Annotated in this window: 10 protein-coding genes; all 10 read right to left on the minus strand. The window is 51.8% G+C overall.

Annotation, left to right across the window (positions count from 1 at the left end; genetic code table 11):
• Positions 1 to 13: 13 nt before the first annotated feature.
• The 10 genes from V8F51_RS19815 to V8F51_RS19860 all read right to left on the minus strand — a co-directional run bounded on the left by V8F51_RS19815 (position 14) and on the right by V8F51_RS19860 (position 15,726).
• Entirely contained in the window at positions 14 to 904 is an 891-nt protein-coding gene (locus V8F51_RS19815; RefSeq protein WP_442051666.1) for an ABC transporter permease, read from the minus strand.
• An 86-nt stretch (positions 905 to 990) separates the two neighbouring features.
• Positions 991 to 2,700 (minus strand): extracellular solute-binding protein, encoded by a 1,710-nt coding sequence (locus V8F51_RS19820; RefSeq protein WP_337102140.1) that lies wholly within the window; start codon positions 2,698 to 2,700, stop codon positions 991 to 993.
• 166 nt (positions 2,701 to 2,866) lie between these two features.
• Complete coding sequence (locus tag V8F51_RS19825) at positions 2,867 to 3,940, minus strand: response regulator transcription factor (protein ID WP_337102141.1); 1,074 nt, start codon at positions 3,938 to 3,940, stop codon at positions 2,867 to 2,869.
• The gene (locus V8F51_RS19830; RefSeq protein WP_337102142.1) at positions 3,937 to 5,673 is read right to left on the minus strand and encodes a sensor histidine kinase; all 1,737 of its coding nucleotides are present in this window, start codon (positions 5,671 to 5,673) and stop codon (positions 3,937 to 3,939) included. Before V8F51_RS19830 ends, V8F51_RS19825 begins: the two co-directional genes overlap by 4 nt.
• A gap of 179 nt (positions 5,674 to 5,852) precedes the next feature.
• The gene (locus tag V8F51_RS19835) at positions 5,853 to 7,292 is read right to left on the minus strand and encodes a family 43 glycosylhydrolase (RefSeq protein ID WP_337102143.1); all 1,440 of its coding nucleotides are present in this window, start codon (positions 7,290 to 7,292) and stop codon (positions 5,853 to 5,855) included.
• Complete coding sequence (locus V8F51_RS19840) at positions 7,276 to 8,019, minus strand: hypothetical protein (RefSeq protein ID WP_337102144.1); 744 nt, start codon at positions 8,017 to 8,019, stop codon at positions 7,276 to 7,278. The genes V8F51_RS19835 and V8F51_RS19840 overlap by 17 nt, the downstream gene beginning before the upstream one ends.
• A gap of 32 nt (positions 8,020 to 8,051) precedes the next feature.
• Positions 8,052 to 10,343, minus strand: coding sequence for a glycoside hydrolase family 3 C-terminal domain-containing protein (locus V8F51_RS19845; RefSeq protein ID WP_337102145.1), 2,292 nt, complete (start codon positions 10,341 to 10,343; stop codon positions 8,052 to 8,054).
• On the minus strand, positions 10,340 to 12,478 hold the full coding sequence (locus V8F51_RS19850; protein WP_337102146.1) for a glycoside hydrolase family 52 protein: 2,139 nt from the start codon (positions 12,476 to 12,478) through the stop codon (positions 10,340 to 10,342). The genes V8F51_RS19845 and V8F51_RS19850 overlap by 4 nt, the downstream gene beginning before the upstream one ends.
• 49 nt (positions 12,479 to 12,527) lie before the next feature.
• Positions 12,528 to 14,078, minus strand: coding sequence for a glycoside hydrolase family 43 protein (locus V8F51_RS19855; protein WP_337102148.1), 1,551 nt, complete (start codon positions 14,076 to 14,078; stop codon positions 12,528 to 12,530).
• Positions 14,079 to 14,169: 91 nt separating this feature from the next.
• On the minus strand, positions 14,170 to 15,726 hold the full coding sequence (locus V8F51_RS19860; RefSeq protein ID WP_337102150.1) for an ABC transporter substrate-binding protein: 1,557 nt from the start codon (positions 15,724 to 15,726) through the stop codon (positions 14,170 to 14,172).
• Positions 15,727 to 15,802 lie beyond the last annotated feature (76 nt).

Raw genomic sequence — 15,802 nt, forward strand, 5'->3', positions numbered from 1 at the left:
GCAGTGTCCTCCTTCAGAATACCGTATAATCGGCATAACGATACGCTAGACGATAGGATATAAAAATTAGCACAAAGCTAATGACCGACTTGAACAATCCGGCAGCCGTTGCGAGCGAGTATTGCAGATTTTGCAAGCCCAGCCGGTAAACCCATGTATCCAAAATATCACCGGTTGAATACACAAGCGGGTTATAAAGGTTGTACACTTGGTCGAATCCGGCGTTCAGCACGTTGCCCAAGCTTAAGACGCCCAGCAACACAACCGTGGTCGACAGCGCAGGCAGCGTAACGTGCCGGATCAACTGCCAGCGATTGGCCCCGTCAATGGCGGCCGCCTCGTACAGATTCAGGTTAATGCCCGTTAGCGCCGCAAGATAAATAATGGCGTTAAAGCCGAACTCCTTCCACACATCGGTGCCGATGACGAGCTGCCGGAATATACCCGCATCCGCCATAAATAGCTTAGGATCGAAGCCGAACATTCCAATAACCGTATTGACGACGCCGTAATAGCCGAAGATCCCGATGACAATCGTTGACATAATAACCCACGACAGAAAGTGCGGCAGGTAAACGACGGTCTGAACCAGCTTTTTGTAGCGCAAGCTGCGAAGCTCGTTCAGCAAAATGGCAAAGACGAGCGGAACAAGCAAATTGAGCGCGATTTTGCCGACTGCGATAATAAAGGTATTGATGATGACCGTCTTGCTATCATTTAGCTGAAACATATACTTGAAGTTTTCGAGTCCGACCCACTCGGATTTGAACATCCCCGCTCCCGGGTTAAAGTTCTGAAAAGCCATCACAATTCCTGTCATAGGCACAATACTGAACATCACTAGCCAGACCATGCCCGGCAGCAGCATCAAATAATAGTGTTTCTGATGGCCTAATTTCCTCACTAGCGCTAACCTCCCGTCTCCCTATCCGTATAGCAAATTGCGGAAAGCACTTGAACTGCCAGTGCCTTCCGCAAGCTTCCGCCCGGTTACTTCTTCAAGAGCTCTGCGACTTCCGCCGTGATCTCGTCTCCGCCTTGGGACTTCCAGTCCTTCACGAATTTGTCGAAGGAATCGATGGACGCTTGGCCAAGGATGATTTTCATTACGGTTTCGTCCTCCATCTTTTTCAGGTTGGCCCATTTCGTTTCCATCGTCGGCGTCTGGTTGTAGGTGACGCTAAATACCTTCTTGTCGATAGGAATCGTCGTGAACGGACGATCGCCGATCATGATGGAGTACAAACGTTGGAAATCGCCGAAGTTAGCCGTGCTGAAGTTGCTCACATTCAGATCGTCGTACGGAGGCTTAATGACGTCTCTCACCTTTTTCGCATCCGCATACATTAATTTGTACAGGCTGTTCGGCTTATTGTAATCCTCTGGATCCGTCTCGCCTTTCAGCACTTTCAGAAGCTCGACATATTCGTATTCCGTTTCATTAGCTGCAGCCATAACGTTGCGAAGCGGATACCAGCCCACGGCAACGGATAAATCAAAGGTCGCTTCATCGCGCACAAGAGCGTTATTCATGATCATGATCGCTTTGACGACATCCGGCTTGGCGTTTTTGCTAATAATGGTGTAGGTGCTGCCCGTCGTCTTCATATGCGCATTCCACTTGTTATCATCGGAATAGACCGGATAGGCCTGCCAGTTCGCCGTCGGATCGTTCTTGAAGGAGTCCCCGTTGCCATAGCCGCCATTCCACCATGGACCAAAGAAAATGCCCGTCTGATTGGCATTGATCGGATCCCCTACGTTGTCGCGTGTGCCTACCTCGGGATCGATAAGCCCTTTTTTGTACCAATCAGCCAGCAAAGCCAATGATTTTCTTGTATTGTCCGAAATCGTTCCGTACGATACCGATCCGTCGCCATTGTCAAGCCAGTAGCCCGGATACGCATCCATCGCGCCAAAAATCGGATCGAATCCGCCCATATTGTTAGAGGAAACAAGGAACGTGGAATACGGGAATGTATTTTTGGAAGGACCGGCAATACCGATCGTTTTGTCCCCGCCAAGCTTATTATCTATAAAAGCTTTCGCCGCCTTTTCGACATCCGACACCGTCTTCGGCACGGGCAGCTGCAGCTTATCAAGCCAATCCTTGCGAATCCACAAGACGTGAACGCCGTCGGTATCCACCGTAATGTTCGGGAGGGCAACCATCTTGCCCTTGTAGCTCGCATTTTCCAATGCACGGCCTTCGGTGCTCGCCATAATGTCCTTCACCTGCGAGGACTGATATTGCTGGAATATATCGGTGATGTCATAGAGCAATCCCGAGCTGGCCGCTTTGGTCATGAACGAGCGGTCGTCGACGACCATACCGTCCGGCAACTTGCCCGATGCGATCGTCAAGCTGACCTTCTGCTTGAAATCGTTGCCGGTAGCCGCAGTCCAATCCACGATGACGTTGATGTTGTACTTCTCCTTGAGATAGCGCGTGTATTGGTTGTTGCTTACGCTGTCGCCTTCCGGCAGCGTTTTGTCTGTCGGATCTACCACCATGCCAATGTGAACATCGACAGGCTTCGCAAATTTGGAGAAGGCCAGGTCATCTCCCGAAAGTTCTGAGCTTGAGTCCGGGCTTGAAGACGCTTTCAAATTATTCGAAGAATCATTGGAAGAAGTACATGCTGTCAAGCTTAGACCAAGTAATACGACGGAAAGCAGCATTGCCATATTCTTTTTCATCTAATCCCTCCCTAGAAGAATGGCGAAGCAATTCTTGCTTGTAAGCGATTGCTTCGTTTCTTGCCTTCTCATTGTACATGGGAAGCGGAGAAAAAAAGTCGGACGGTTGTGCCGTGTTTTGCGACGGATAAGGGACCGAGGTAGATGTTTGTTCGATAAGATGAAATCATTCTTCCCCCCTGTGGAACTGAGCCCGAAATTCGGAGGGCAAGAGGCGAGTCTGTTCATAGAAGAGGTGGGAGAAATACTTGGAGTCGTTGTAGCCTACAGCATGAGCAACCCACGCGATCGACTGATTCGTTTCGCATAACAGACGCTCGGCCGCTCTTATTCGCTCTTGTCTTAAGTAATCATTGAACGTCGTGCCCGTCAGCTTCTTAAAGCATTGGCTAAAATAGCTTCGGCTCATGTGCACATGATCGGCGACGTCCTCGGCATGCAGCGTATTCGAAGCCTGCTCGCGAATATACAGCACAGCCCTTAGAATGCTGGTCGACGTATTGGTGAAATCGGAGGATCCCGCAACGTGCGCATACACGCGTTTCCTGTAATCGCGCAGCCATTCAACCGCCGAGCTGACGTCGTCGGCATCTGACCGGAGCTCGGCATCCATTGTGATAACGGTCTCCATATGTGACAACACCCGCATGAACAGACCTTCCAGACGGCGAAAAGAAACCTTGGATTCTAAGGTCCTTTTGCATAAGCGCTGGAAGACCGATTCATTATAAAGCCAGTAGTGCGAGCGCCACTCCTGCTCCAGCCTGCTCCATTCTTCTTCCTCCTGCGAGCAGACGTTTTGATCGGGGGCAGGCGCAGGCGCGGATACCACGAGAGGCTTGGCTGAGTGGTGAGGCCTTTCTCCTGTCATTTGCTGCTGGATTCGTTTCAATATTTGCTCGTCGTCCTCCGATTCCAGACGCACCTTCGATATATAATCGAGCACCCCCATGCGATAAGCCGTTTGCACGTTCTCGAACTCTTCATGAAAAGATAAAATAACGGAGCGCAGCCCGGGAAATCTTTGCCGCGTGACTTGAAGCAGCTCCATTCCCGACATGACAGGCATCGAAAGATCGACGAACATGAGATCAACCTCATGCCTTTCCATAAATTCCAGCGCCTTCGCGCCGTTCGCCGCTTCGCCGACTACAATCATATCGTGATTGGACCAAGGCATAATCGAAATGAAGCCTTTGCGGGCAAGCTTGTCATCGTCAACGATTAATACACGAATCAAATCGCTCTCTCCTTTCTATACTGCTGAATAGGAAGGGTTAACGTAACGGTTGTGCCATGATTCGGAGTGCTTTCTATACCCATACGAGCCTTATAGCCATAGAAGGATTCCAGCATCGATCGGACATAACGAAGTCCAATCCCCCAGCCTGTCTGCTGCTGATCCGGCGTATCGCGCTGCAATAAGGCAAGCGTCTCATGACTCAGCCCTTTGCCGTCATCGCGAATCATGATGCGCACCATCTGCGCGGTTTCGTCAGGCGAAATGCAAATCTCCAGTTTGCCGTGATCGTCAAGGCCATGACAAACGGCATTTTCCACGATGGGCTGCAGGATGAACCTTGCCACAGGACTATCGAGATAGGTTCCTTCGGCAATATCCAGCTTCACCTCGAAATCATGCCTCATCTGCTGCAGTTCCAGATACGTTCGCATGACGTCTATTTCCGATCTGAAAGTAGCCGTTCCCTCCGACTTGCCCAAGTTATAGCTCAGCAAAAAAATTAACGAGGAAACAAACTTCTCAATCTCCGCCTGCTTATGCATAACTGCCAGCCATCGTACCGAATTGAGCGTATTCATTAGAAAATGCGGGTTGATTTGATAGGCTAGCTTCTCTATCTCTAGCTGATGACGGCGCTTTTCCTTCTGCTCCACATCCACAATCAGCTGCTGGATTTGCCGCTTCATAATATTAAACTGATCGAATATCCGGTCAAATTCATCGATCCCCGTATGGTATTGGCTAGTGCCCATATATCCCTTGCCAAACGTCCTCATTTCCTTCTCTATCAATCGAAATGGCCTGTTAATGAGCCTCCGCAATAATAGAGTAAGCATGAACATCATCAGAAGTGCAACGGCGAGAATCCAATACATATGATTTTTCCACGTATAGAGCTCGTGATTGTAGTAGGAGACGGGCAGAAGCAGCGTGATACCGTAGCCATAATCGCCTGTCATTCGATTCCATACATAATCGCCCGTCACGCCTGATTGCCCGCTTAGCTTGAGAGGCCCGCCGGCCGCAAAAGCAGCCCGATTGCTGCTATAGGTCACCAAGTCCGCGGTATCGGTGAAAACAAGCGTATAGGGCATGTACAAGTTTTCTGCTAGCGAATTCATGTCTGTGGTAATATCCGACTTGGCTTCCACGTAAACGACTAGCTGCGTTCCGTCTGAAAAGGTAACCTCCCGTGTCACCGACACAACCAGATCATCGCTGAATCGGCATAAAGATTTATGCGGGGACTGATACCTGAGCTCGCCCATACCGGCGACATCAGGCAAAGATTGCAGCTTGAAGTCGCCGCGCAACGGCAAATTTGAAAAAAAGGGCTTACCGCTTACGGGGTTAAAATACATCACCAGCTGCATAGCCGGATTCGAAAACGTAATCAATCCAATGTTGTAGGAAATATCGCGAGAGAGGAGACGCTGACTATATGGGTCAGCGGTAGAGATATACGTTTCCATCAGGTTGCCCACCGTGCCTTCCGGCGTCATCTGCTGCGTAACCTGAAGCAGGTTATTGTACATCTGATTCAACTTTGACGTTTGCTGGTACAGATCAAAAGCCATCGAGGTCTTGATTTTATCGCGCTGCATCGTGTAGATCGCATTGTAGGAAACAGACGCCATTAAGACGGCGCATCCCACAAACCCGACAGTCAGAAACACCATAATTCGTTTGCGAAGAGAGGAGAATTGAAACCGGCTGCGAAGAATATTCAAGAAGCTTGTCTTCCTACGTTCCGTTCTAGCAGGCTTTACCTGGCGATTGCTGAGCAACTCCACCACCTCACAACGAGTATGGAGCAATATTCGCCGCTTGGCGTGTTTATCCTTCTTTGAGGCAAGGTTCTCAGTATATTTAAAAAGTGGCCAGTTCCCCGGCCACCCAAAACATTTCTCTATTCTAATGTAAATGAGAACAAATCAATTGCCCCTTCGCCCCTGTAGGTGAAATATAAGGCATGGACACCGCGCTCCACTGTCAACGGAGCATGCCAATCCCTCCATTCACTGGCAGCAGAAATAGATATTTCTGCAAGTGAATCGCCGCCAATGGCTGTGCTTACTTGAAGCATGCCGTTCCCTGCACCTCTTACTTTTACGGAAATCCTTGAAGCTTCTTCAATATCAAAATACTTGAAGCCCGCAAGCGCCCCATCTGTTAGATTAGCAATATGCTGATTCGGATGGTCTTCTCTATCTTCTCCATCTTGTGTGAAGAATGGATGTGACGGGTCAACGGCTTGTCCAAATTCATAGCGGAAGGCGCCTGTTTTACTCATTAAGTTACATGCAATATATGCTGGATATTCGCCTTTACCGAGTAAAGGAACGCCATTCAGACCACAGCTTGTCATCTCGACCTGTTGGATCCGACCATCTCTTTCAATAGTGATTTCCTCCGCGCATGCCTGGCGCGAACATTGATGTTTATTCGTCTGTCTATGATAGAACACATACCATTTTCCATTGATCTCAACAATGCTGCCATGATTATTTCCCGTATAATTCAATGCGTCAGCTTCTGTTCTGCCGTCTAGGTAAATATCCCCGTTCGAGATGATGGTGCCGCCATATTTGAATCCGCCAGTGGGACTCTTCGAAGTTGCATAACATAGCTCATGTCCGTTAAAAGAAGAATAAATAAAGTAATACGTATCGTTTATTTTTCGAATGGAAGACGCCTCAAAAAATTCATGTCCTTCAAAATCTGTCCCCGCGCCGCGAGCCTTGTCCGGGAAGATAACCTTCGGATCTTCCTTTACCGTGATCATATCTTGCTCGAGCTCGATTACCATACCGCCTTTAATCGTTCGGTCTGGGAAACCCAAGTACTTCCAAGGGAAAGCTACAGGGCAGAATCCGGAGTAGAGGTACACTCTGCCATCATCATCTACGAGTACGCCTGGGTCAAATTGGAATGCATCCGCTTCTCGCTCCCCAAGTAATGTACCATCCTTATAATGAACATGACCGTAAAACTCATACTTACCAGCAGGAGAATCACAGACAGCAACCGCCATGACTCCCAGGAAATCAAATGCATAATATAAGTAGAATCTTCCATCAGGGCCTTGCTGCACATCTGGTGCATATAACATCCGCTTATCCTCTTGCCCCATCGGATCTTGCGTTTTGCGGTAAATGACGCCTTCGTATTTCCAATTGCTCAAATCATCCGCCTTGGCAGACCAACATACATAGTCATTTTCACAATACTGCTTGCCATTGAACTTATCATGACTACCATACACATATACGCGATCTCCGAAAACGTAAGGTTCACCATCTGGTACATACTCATAGCTTGGCAAATAAGGATTAAATGCCTGTTTCATCATCGTTGCCTCCAAGATCAGTAGTGTCGTTATTATGAATCAGGCTTGCGGTCGACTTAAGCTCCCGCAGTCGCTCCGCGTACTGCCCAAGCAGCTTATCGAATGCCGCCGAGCTTGCTGCCAGTCCGCCCTCGCGATTGCGCGCGAGCCACAGCCGCTTGAACTCCGAGGACGCCGTCTTCAACTGCTCTTGCAGCCGCTCCAGCCAAACAACTTCCGTCGCTGTATCGGGTATATCCTGACGGTAAATGTAGCGGTGAAGACCGGCGCCCTGACCGATCAAGCTTAGCGTGTTAGCGAGCTCAGCTTGGAGAATGTCGGCGTCCGCGCCTGCGAGATCGAGACGATCAAGCTCGCCGCGTCGACGCTGCAGCCATTCATCCATTTCCGTGTAGCGGTAGTCCATCTGAAACGGCGTTCCGCTGCCGCCTAGAAGCTTAATTAACTCCACCATGACCGCAGTCTCCCGCTCCAACTGCTGCAGCTCGGATAATCCGCGGCTCAGAAGATAGCTCGTATACGTTGTGTTTTCTATTGTGCTGCGCTCCAGATGATAGTATCGGCCCATGTCCATCAGAAACCGAGCGCCGCCGCCGCTTCGATCCTGCAGCATTCGGTACGAGACATGATGCTCGAGCGGCTCCATGCGATCGAGGTTGTTCTCCACCTGCCAGCCCGCGCCTGCCGCGTAGGCGAAGCCGGGATAGCTGACGGATATACGATCCAACCATTCACCTCTACTTGGCTCTTGGCACCTCCTCAACCTTCGGCTTGGGAACCGTTTAGTTTGTCTATCCAGCCATCCAATATTTCCTCCGTAAGAACGCCGCGGCTTAAGCCCACCAGCGTTCTTAACGGCATGTATTTGGTAAATGCCGCCCACATGTCGTTCTTAGCGTCTTCCCCTTCAGCAGGCATCGGCAACGGGGTATTCGCCAACAGCTCCCTTGCCGCCGCTCTAGCGTTTGGATCGACCATCAAATCCCCGATAGTGGAATTGCGCGTATATATGCGAGTAATGACCGTCGTCGACTGCACGACAAGCGTGTCCGACAAGACGATATCCGCCGAAGAGCGGCCGATCAGGACGGCGAACTCGCCAGTCTCGACGCGCCAATCCTTCAACTCTACGTCATAGAAGGCGAATGAGCGTTTGTCCAGCTCAAACGTTACTTCCTTCTCTTCACCGGGCTGCAATTCGACCTTGGCAAAGCCCTTCAGCTCCTTCTCGGGCCGAATGACTTCGCTGACGATATCCCGAACGTAGAGCTGTACAATTTCCTTGCCCGTGCGCGCGCCGGTATTACGCACTTTGACGCTGACGCGAACGGTCTCTTCGTCCGTGATGCTCTTACGGTCGATCAGCAGGTCCGAATAAGCGAAGCTCGTGTAGCTGAGCCCGTGTCCGAACGGGAAAAGCGGCTCTATGCGCTTCGCATCGTAATACCGATACCCGACGAACAGCCCTTCCTTATATTCGACTGCATTCCCCTCGCCCGGGAAATTCAGATACGAAGGGTTATGCTCCACTCGAACAGGGAACGTCTCGGCCAGCTTGCCCGAAGGGCTGGCATCGCCGAACAAAATGTCCGCGATTGCGCCACCGATGGCCTGTCCTCCCAAGTAAGCCTCCAGCACTGCCTTCGTTTTGTTCAGCCATGGCATTTCAATCGGCGCGCCGTTGCTCAGAACGACGACGATGTTGCCTTGAACCTCGGCGATCGCTTCGATGAGCTTCGTCTGATTGTCCGGGATATGAAGATGTGTGCGGTCGAAGGATTCCGACTCGTAACGCTCGGGCAATCCGGCGAACACGATGGCGACGTCGGACGCGCGGGCAGCGTCAACCGCCTGCCGAACAAGCACCTCATCGGAAGCGTCGCTCGCCAGATCGTAGCCTTTCGAGTACGTGAACGCAGCCTCCGCTCCGGCAACGCTCGCAAGCTCATCGAGGGTGCGGTCGACCTTCGTCGGATTCACATGAGAGCTGCCGCCACCCTGATACCGCGGCTCCTCCGCCAGAGCGCCGATGACGGCGATGCGACCCGACTTCGGAAGCGGCAGCAAGCTGTCTTCGTTGCGCAGCAAGACCATACATTCGCGCGCGACCTCGCGCGCTAACCGATGATGGGCGTCCGCGTCGAAGCTGACATCCGCCTTCTTGTTGTCGACGGACTTGAAGATGATGCGAAGCAGCCGTTCGACAGCTTGATCCAGCGTTTCTTCCGCCAATCGTCCGCTCTTCACCGCCTCTGCGATTTTGCGTTCGCCAATTCCGCGGCTCGAAGGCATCTCGAGCTCCAGACCTGCGGCGAGACCGTTCACCCGATCGTTAACGGCGCCCCAGTCGGAGACGACGAAGCCCTCATGACCCCATTCGTCCTTCAGAATATCAGTAAGCAGTGTACGGTTCTCCGATGCGAATGTCCCGTTCACCTGATTATATGCAGACATGACGGTCCATGGCTGCGCCTTCTTGACCGCTCCTTCGAAGCTTGTCAAGTAAATCTCGCGCAGCGTTCGCTCATCGACAACCGAATTGCCGGTCATCCGGCGATGCTCTTGGTTGTTGGCGGCGAAATGTTTGAGCGAAGTGCCTACGCCTTGGCTCTGGACGCCATTAATATGAGCCGCGGCAAGCTCGGAGCTTAGAAGCGGATCCTCCGAGAAATATTCAAAGTTGCGGCCGCAAAGCGGTGAGCGCTTGATGTTCGCTCCGGGTCCGAGCAGCACCGCGACGTCCTCTGCTTGGCATTCTTCGCCGAGCGCCACGCCTACTTTGCCGACGAGCTCGCGGTCCCATGAGCTGGCGAGTCCGGAAGCGGAGGGAAAGCATGTCGCCGGTACGCTTGCGAGCAGGCCAAGATGATCGCCCTCGGCGTTCGGCTTCGGATTTTGCTTGCGAAGGCCGTGAGGGCCGTCCGCTACCATGATCGAAGGGACTCCCAGCCTCTCGACCCCTTTCAACCGCCAGAAATCCAGACCGGAGCACATGCCCGCCTTTTCCTCCAACGTCATTTGACTAATGATTGCCTTAATGTCTCGCGTCATATCGTATTTCCTCCTTCTCTGTGCTCATCCAGCCACAAAATACTGGTAACGCCGCGCGGATAATATTGGCTTGCGACGATTTCGCCGGACATGATTTGGTCGCTCCAACTCCATACCGACAGAGTCGGATGCGTAAGCCACTTCGCATGCGCGGCATCCGCCGTTGCGCCGCTCTCGTCCCATGGCATGCCGAGAATTTGCCTTGCAATGAATTGGCATAGATAAATTTTGCTAAGCCAAGAGTTGTTGCTTGTCGATGATATTTTCCAGCCGCCATCCGGGAACAGGCAGATGCCTTCCCGCAGCACGGTATCGAGGTGCTGCTTGAGCGCTCGAATGTAAGCGCCGAATCGGCCGTTCGGGTCAAGCGCCTCCTGGCTGTTTATGATATACGGGAAAATAAGTCCCTCAATTGCCGGAATGATTTTGGAGTCGTTGCCTTCTCCGATAACTGCCGGAATGTAGCCGTTCGGGGTCATATGGCCGACGATCGTCTCCGCGCATTTCTCCGCCTGACCGCCTGCCGCCCGTGCCAGATCCGGCTTGCCGTTCTTCGCGAACAGCTTCTCCAGCGCGATGTATGAAGCCCAGCTCTTGCCGGCCAAATAAATGTTGTTCCTCGCCTGACCGAGCGATACGTCTAAGCTGTCATAGGTCGTAATCTCTGCGCCGCCCATGACTCGCGTGCTATCGAGACCCATGATGCCGTTACGCTGAGCCGGATCCGGATGATCGCGGTTCAGCATGCTTTCGAAGCAGCGGACGAACACGTCCATGTTCGCTTCGACCCAATGCCTGTCCCCGGTCTGCTCCACATATACAGACGCGCAGAGCACCCAGTTGACCAGTTGCTCATAGGTCATATGCGAGAAGCAACCGCTGAGCCCGTATAGCTCATATGCAGAGTAATGCGGCCTCGACACCGTATTGCCCATTCCCATATCGTGGGTAAAGCTTATTCCGCCCGGATACTCCGTCTTATCATCGGGGAACCGAACCCGGTCCTCGTAGCTGAACCGCTTGACGAACATGTCCAGCTCGTTCTTGACCGTCCACGGATTCATCTTCATCTCGTAGAATAGCTGATCGACGGTCAGGTCGAACGTATTCATCATACGGTACTCGCCTTCGTTCACGACCCAGAATGGCTCGCCCTCCGCATCGAGCAGCTGTGTAGAGCCGTAATAGCTGCGAATCGCATGCGCCATCATGAACTTCTGCTCATCCGACAGATGCACAGCTTCATCAATCATTCGGTTCGCCTCGCGGGAACGGCTGACAACCGTCTCGAAGCTGGACAGCGCATAAGCGGCGACCGCTTCGATATTCCGGAAGTAACGCGTATACCAGTAGGAGGAGTCCATTCCCGCCGTCACGACGCCGGCGCGATGGAAGCATACCGCGAACCGGAACGTCCGGCGTTCGCCGGCAGGAACATCCATGACCATTGCGCCGACCGGTCCCAATCCGAACGTCAAGTTCTCCTCATGCTTAACAGACAGAATATGCTCCAGCGTGAAATGCAGCCCTGAGCGAACGCCCGGATCGGACGAGACGATAGCCGAATGCCGCCCTTGGCCGATGCCCACGATCCCGTCGTCGCAAGTATCGTTCATACGTCGCATCGAGCTGTACGGGTCGCTGCCCTGATAGCCGAAGAACGCCCGGCGGCTTCTGTCGCCACGTGAATTGTCAATCGTCAGCTCTGCGAGAACCGCAGGCATCAGCGTAGACTTAAGCTCTTCTTCTGTCGCAACAGCGGGATCCGGTACGGACTGGGCTTGCGTATAGACGGTGAACGTCAGATCGCCAGCCTGCCAAGTATCCGTTCCCAATCGAAAATCGCGCCGAATCGACTCTCGCGCGAACGGTACAACAATTCGCGGAATGTTCAGCTTCGATGCTTGGTTCTCGACGTCGTACCGCTTGCTCTCGTCTTCAGCCGATGCGTAGAACGGAAGCGCCTCGTAAATCCCGGTCCGCTCCTGCGACTCCACGCCGATGAATACGTTCTGACGAGGTGATTTTCCAAGTTCAAGGTCAAGTCCGCCCCCGCTCCCGGGAAACCCGAGCGTAAAGCTGGCAAAGGCGCCGATAGGAGAATGATGAGCGTTAAAGAACATATTTTCTGGCATAGTCTCTCCCTCTTTCATAGATTCGTTATCTTGTTAATAGGTTATAAGGTTAGAAGGAACGATACTCAAAATAGTCGAAGCGCGCCGGCGTCTTGCACGGAGCGCCGTTGCCTGTCGCATACATGCCGATGTATACGCCGGTAAATCCGCCAGCGACCTCTGTCGAAAGGTAGCCGCACTCGCCCCTGCCGAATTCGACCGTCTCCCCGCCCGGTTGCTCGTACGTAAACACGTATTGCTGTCTATCCGCCTTCAAGCCGAGACGAATGCTGGAGTGCGCATAATCGACTTCGCACTCCACCTTCCATAGCGTTCCGATCCGGCGGCGGAAGATTAGCTTTCTGCTGCCATTCGATCGCGTGACCGCTATCTCATAATGCGACGATTCGTTCATGATGACGGTAAGGCCAGCTTCCTCGCCGTCCTGGGCAGGATCGAATTCCATGAACACGGACACCTCGCAATCCATATCCCGCTGTCTTCGTCCAATGAATGCAGGAGCATTCTGCTCGTTCAGCGTCACTTCTTGCCCGTATAAGGTCAGCCAGCCTAGTCGCTCTTCAAGCGACCACGAGCCCTCGCGCGGACTTCGAATGAAATTCCACTGCCTGCCTAACTGCTGCGAATCGAAATCGTCTCTATCCACCGTCTCTCCCGATGGTTGCGGCGTCGATGCAAATGCGGGAGCGTCTATCTCCATGTCTACGCGACCGCCCCGGCCAATGATCGGCCAGCCGTCTTCCGTCCATGCGACCGGCGCCAGGAACGTCTCGCGTCCCAAATGGTGGTGGTAGGGGTATCCGACGGGCCGAATGCCCAGAAATACCGCCCACCAACTGCCGTCATGCGCTTGTACCAGATCGGCATGTCCGGTCGCTTGAACCTTATTATCCGTGCTGCGTTGAGTTAGTATCGGGTTATGCGGACAGCTTTCGAACGGCCCATAAGGATCGTCGCTTCTCGCTATCGTCACCATATGTCCGTATTCCGTGCCGCCTTCGGCGATCAACAGATAGTACTTGCCGTCTATCCGATACAGATGAGGACCTTCCGGAAATCTTCCGCCTGTACCCTCCCATATGTTCCTGCGCTCCGAGAGCAGACTTCCTGTCTCCAGATCAATCTCAGCTTGATAGATGCCCGTCGGTTCGCTGTCTTTGGCTGTCCCTGTTATATGCACCTTGCCATCCTCATCGAACAGCAGCGACGGATCGATGCCATCCCAATCCAAATAAACAGGCTCTGACCAAGGTCCTTCCGGTTTCTCAGCCCATACAATAAAGTTTTTGTTCGATTCCACATGCGTCACGAGCGTCGTAATCATATAAAATCTGCCCTGATGATAGCGAAGAGTAGGAGCAAAAATACCCGTAAAGCTGATGGAAGTAAATTTGTGACCTGTACCGCTTGTCAGATGCAGCTGACTTTCCCTTGTTAAGCAATGACCGATTTGATTCCAGTTGATTAAGTCCCGACTATGAAAAATCGGCACTCCCGGCAAATATCCAAAAGTGCTGTTGACCAAATAATAATCCTCGTTCACTCTGCAAATGCTAGGATCGGGGTAGAAGCCTTGAATAACAGGATTGGTATACTTCATTGATAGCTATCTCCTTGGATTGTAATTCTTGTATGTTGAAAATAAGCCCCAATCAACGGTTGTGCCGCTGATTGGGGTCGTTATGACAATCTTATTTATTCGCCTGTGCCCAAGCGTCCAATTGCTTTTGTTTTTCTGCAATGATTTTATCAACGCCAGCCGATTTCATCTTGGAGATATAATCCGGAAGCGCCTTGTCCGGATCCAGCGTACCGGTTTCAATGCCCTTCTGATACTGGTTGACGACGTTGGCTACCGCAGTAATTTCCGTCTTGACCGGATCGGCATTAAAGCTGAATCCGAGCGCCTTCGACTTCTTGGCGTTCTTATTGAATTCCGCCATCTTCGTCCAAATTTCAGGGTCATCACCATTGAATACGTACGACAGGAATTGGTTGCCCCACATCCAGCCAAGACCCATGTAGTAACCGCTCGTGCTTCCGTCTACACCTTCCGGGAAGTCGATAACGTTATCGGCTACCTTCACATAATGTTTGCCTTCAATACCCCAAATGAGCAGGTTGACCAGATCTTTATCCGTGTAGAGCAAGTCGAGCAGCATCATCGAGCGATCAGGATTCGTTGCATGATGCGGAACACCCCACATAATGCCGGTAATCGTAAATGTCGTAGCAACGGGCTCGATCAGCTCAGCAGATACCATCTCGTGACCGGCAGCTCTTGATTCCTGTCCTTCGAAACCAGGCTTCATCGGTGTCAAGTAGCCGAAAAGCTTGCCGGCTTTCACAAGATCAACCGAAGATGTTTGATTCGTCGCGGCATCCTTCAGCACGTAACCGGATGTGTACCAGCTTCTGAATTTTTTCATGAAAGCCGCATATTCCGGCGTTTCAATGTTGTTGACGATCTTCAGATCGTTGTCATAATTCGGCAATACGCCGTAAGCATCGCCCAGACCATCGTACGGGGCGTACGTTTGCATGAAAGTCGAGTTGGCGCCGCCTGGCGCGATTGGCGTCATATTCGGCTCTTTTTCTTTAATCACTTTCAATACCGCCTCGACATCGTCCAACGTTTTGATCGCACTGACATCGATGTTATGCTTCTCGGCGATGTCCTTTCTCATCGTAAATCCGAAGTTTCGCGCGAATTCACGGACGGTTGGAACGCCGTACGTCTTGCCTTCCACCTTCGGAACTTTGAGATAGTCTTCCCCTACGGCGCTCTTAATGCCTGCGCCATACTTCTCGATAAGATCGTCGATCGGGAGCAATTGGCCTTTAGCCACTTGCGTATTGTACGTGCCGAGAACCAGCATCAGATCCAGCTTCTCGTTGCTGCTCATCATCAGATTCGTTTGCTGATTCCAGTTGCCGAAGCTGATTGGCATAAGCTTTACCGTTGCGTTGATTTTCGCTTTGGTGATTTTGTTCACTTCTTCTTGAATCAGATTCATATCCTTTGGCATAGCCCCGAATATCGGGAATGCAAGCGTGAGCTCAGCCGGCTCTTTCGTAGCTGAATCGGTTGCCCCGTTCTCCCCTGTATTCGCATTCGCGTTCGGTGACGCTTTGCCTGCATCCGTGTTCGTGGATGCGTTGTTGTTATTGCCGCATGCCGTGATCAGAAGCGTCGTTGCCATCATCACAACCAGTAGCATCGTAATAAGTTTTGTCTTTTTTCTCATCATATGACTCCCTTTTCGAAAGATAGTGGCGTTGCTTGTATTAAGCATAGACTCTCAATCGAAAGCGTTCTAACAG

It is taken from the genome of Paenibacillus sp. YIM B09110 (assembly GCF_037167145.1).
In the GTDB taxonomy this organism is placed as follows: Bacteria; Bacillota; Bacilli; order Paenibacillales; family Paenibacillaceae; genus Pristimantibacillus.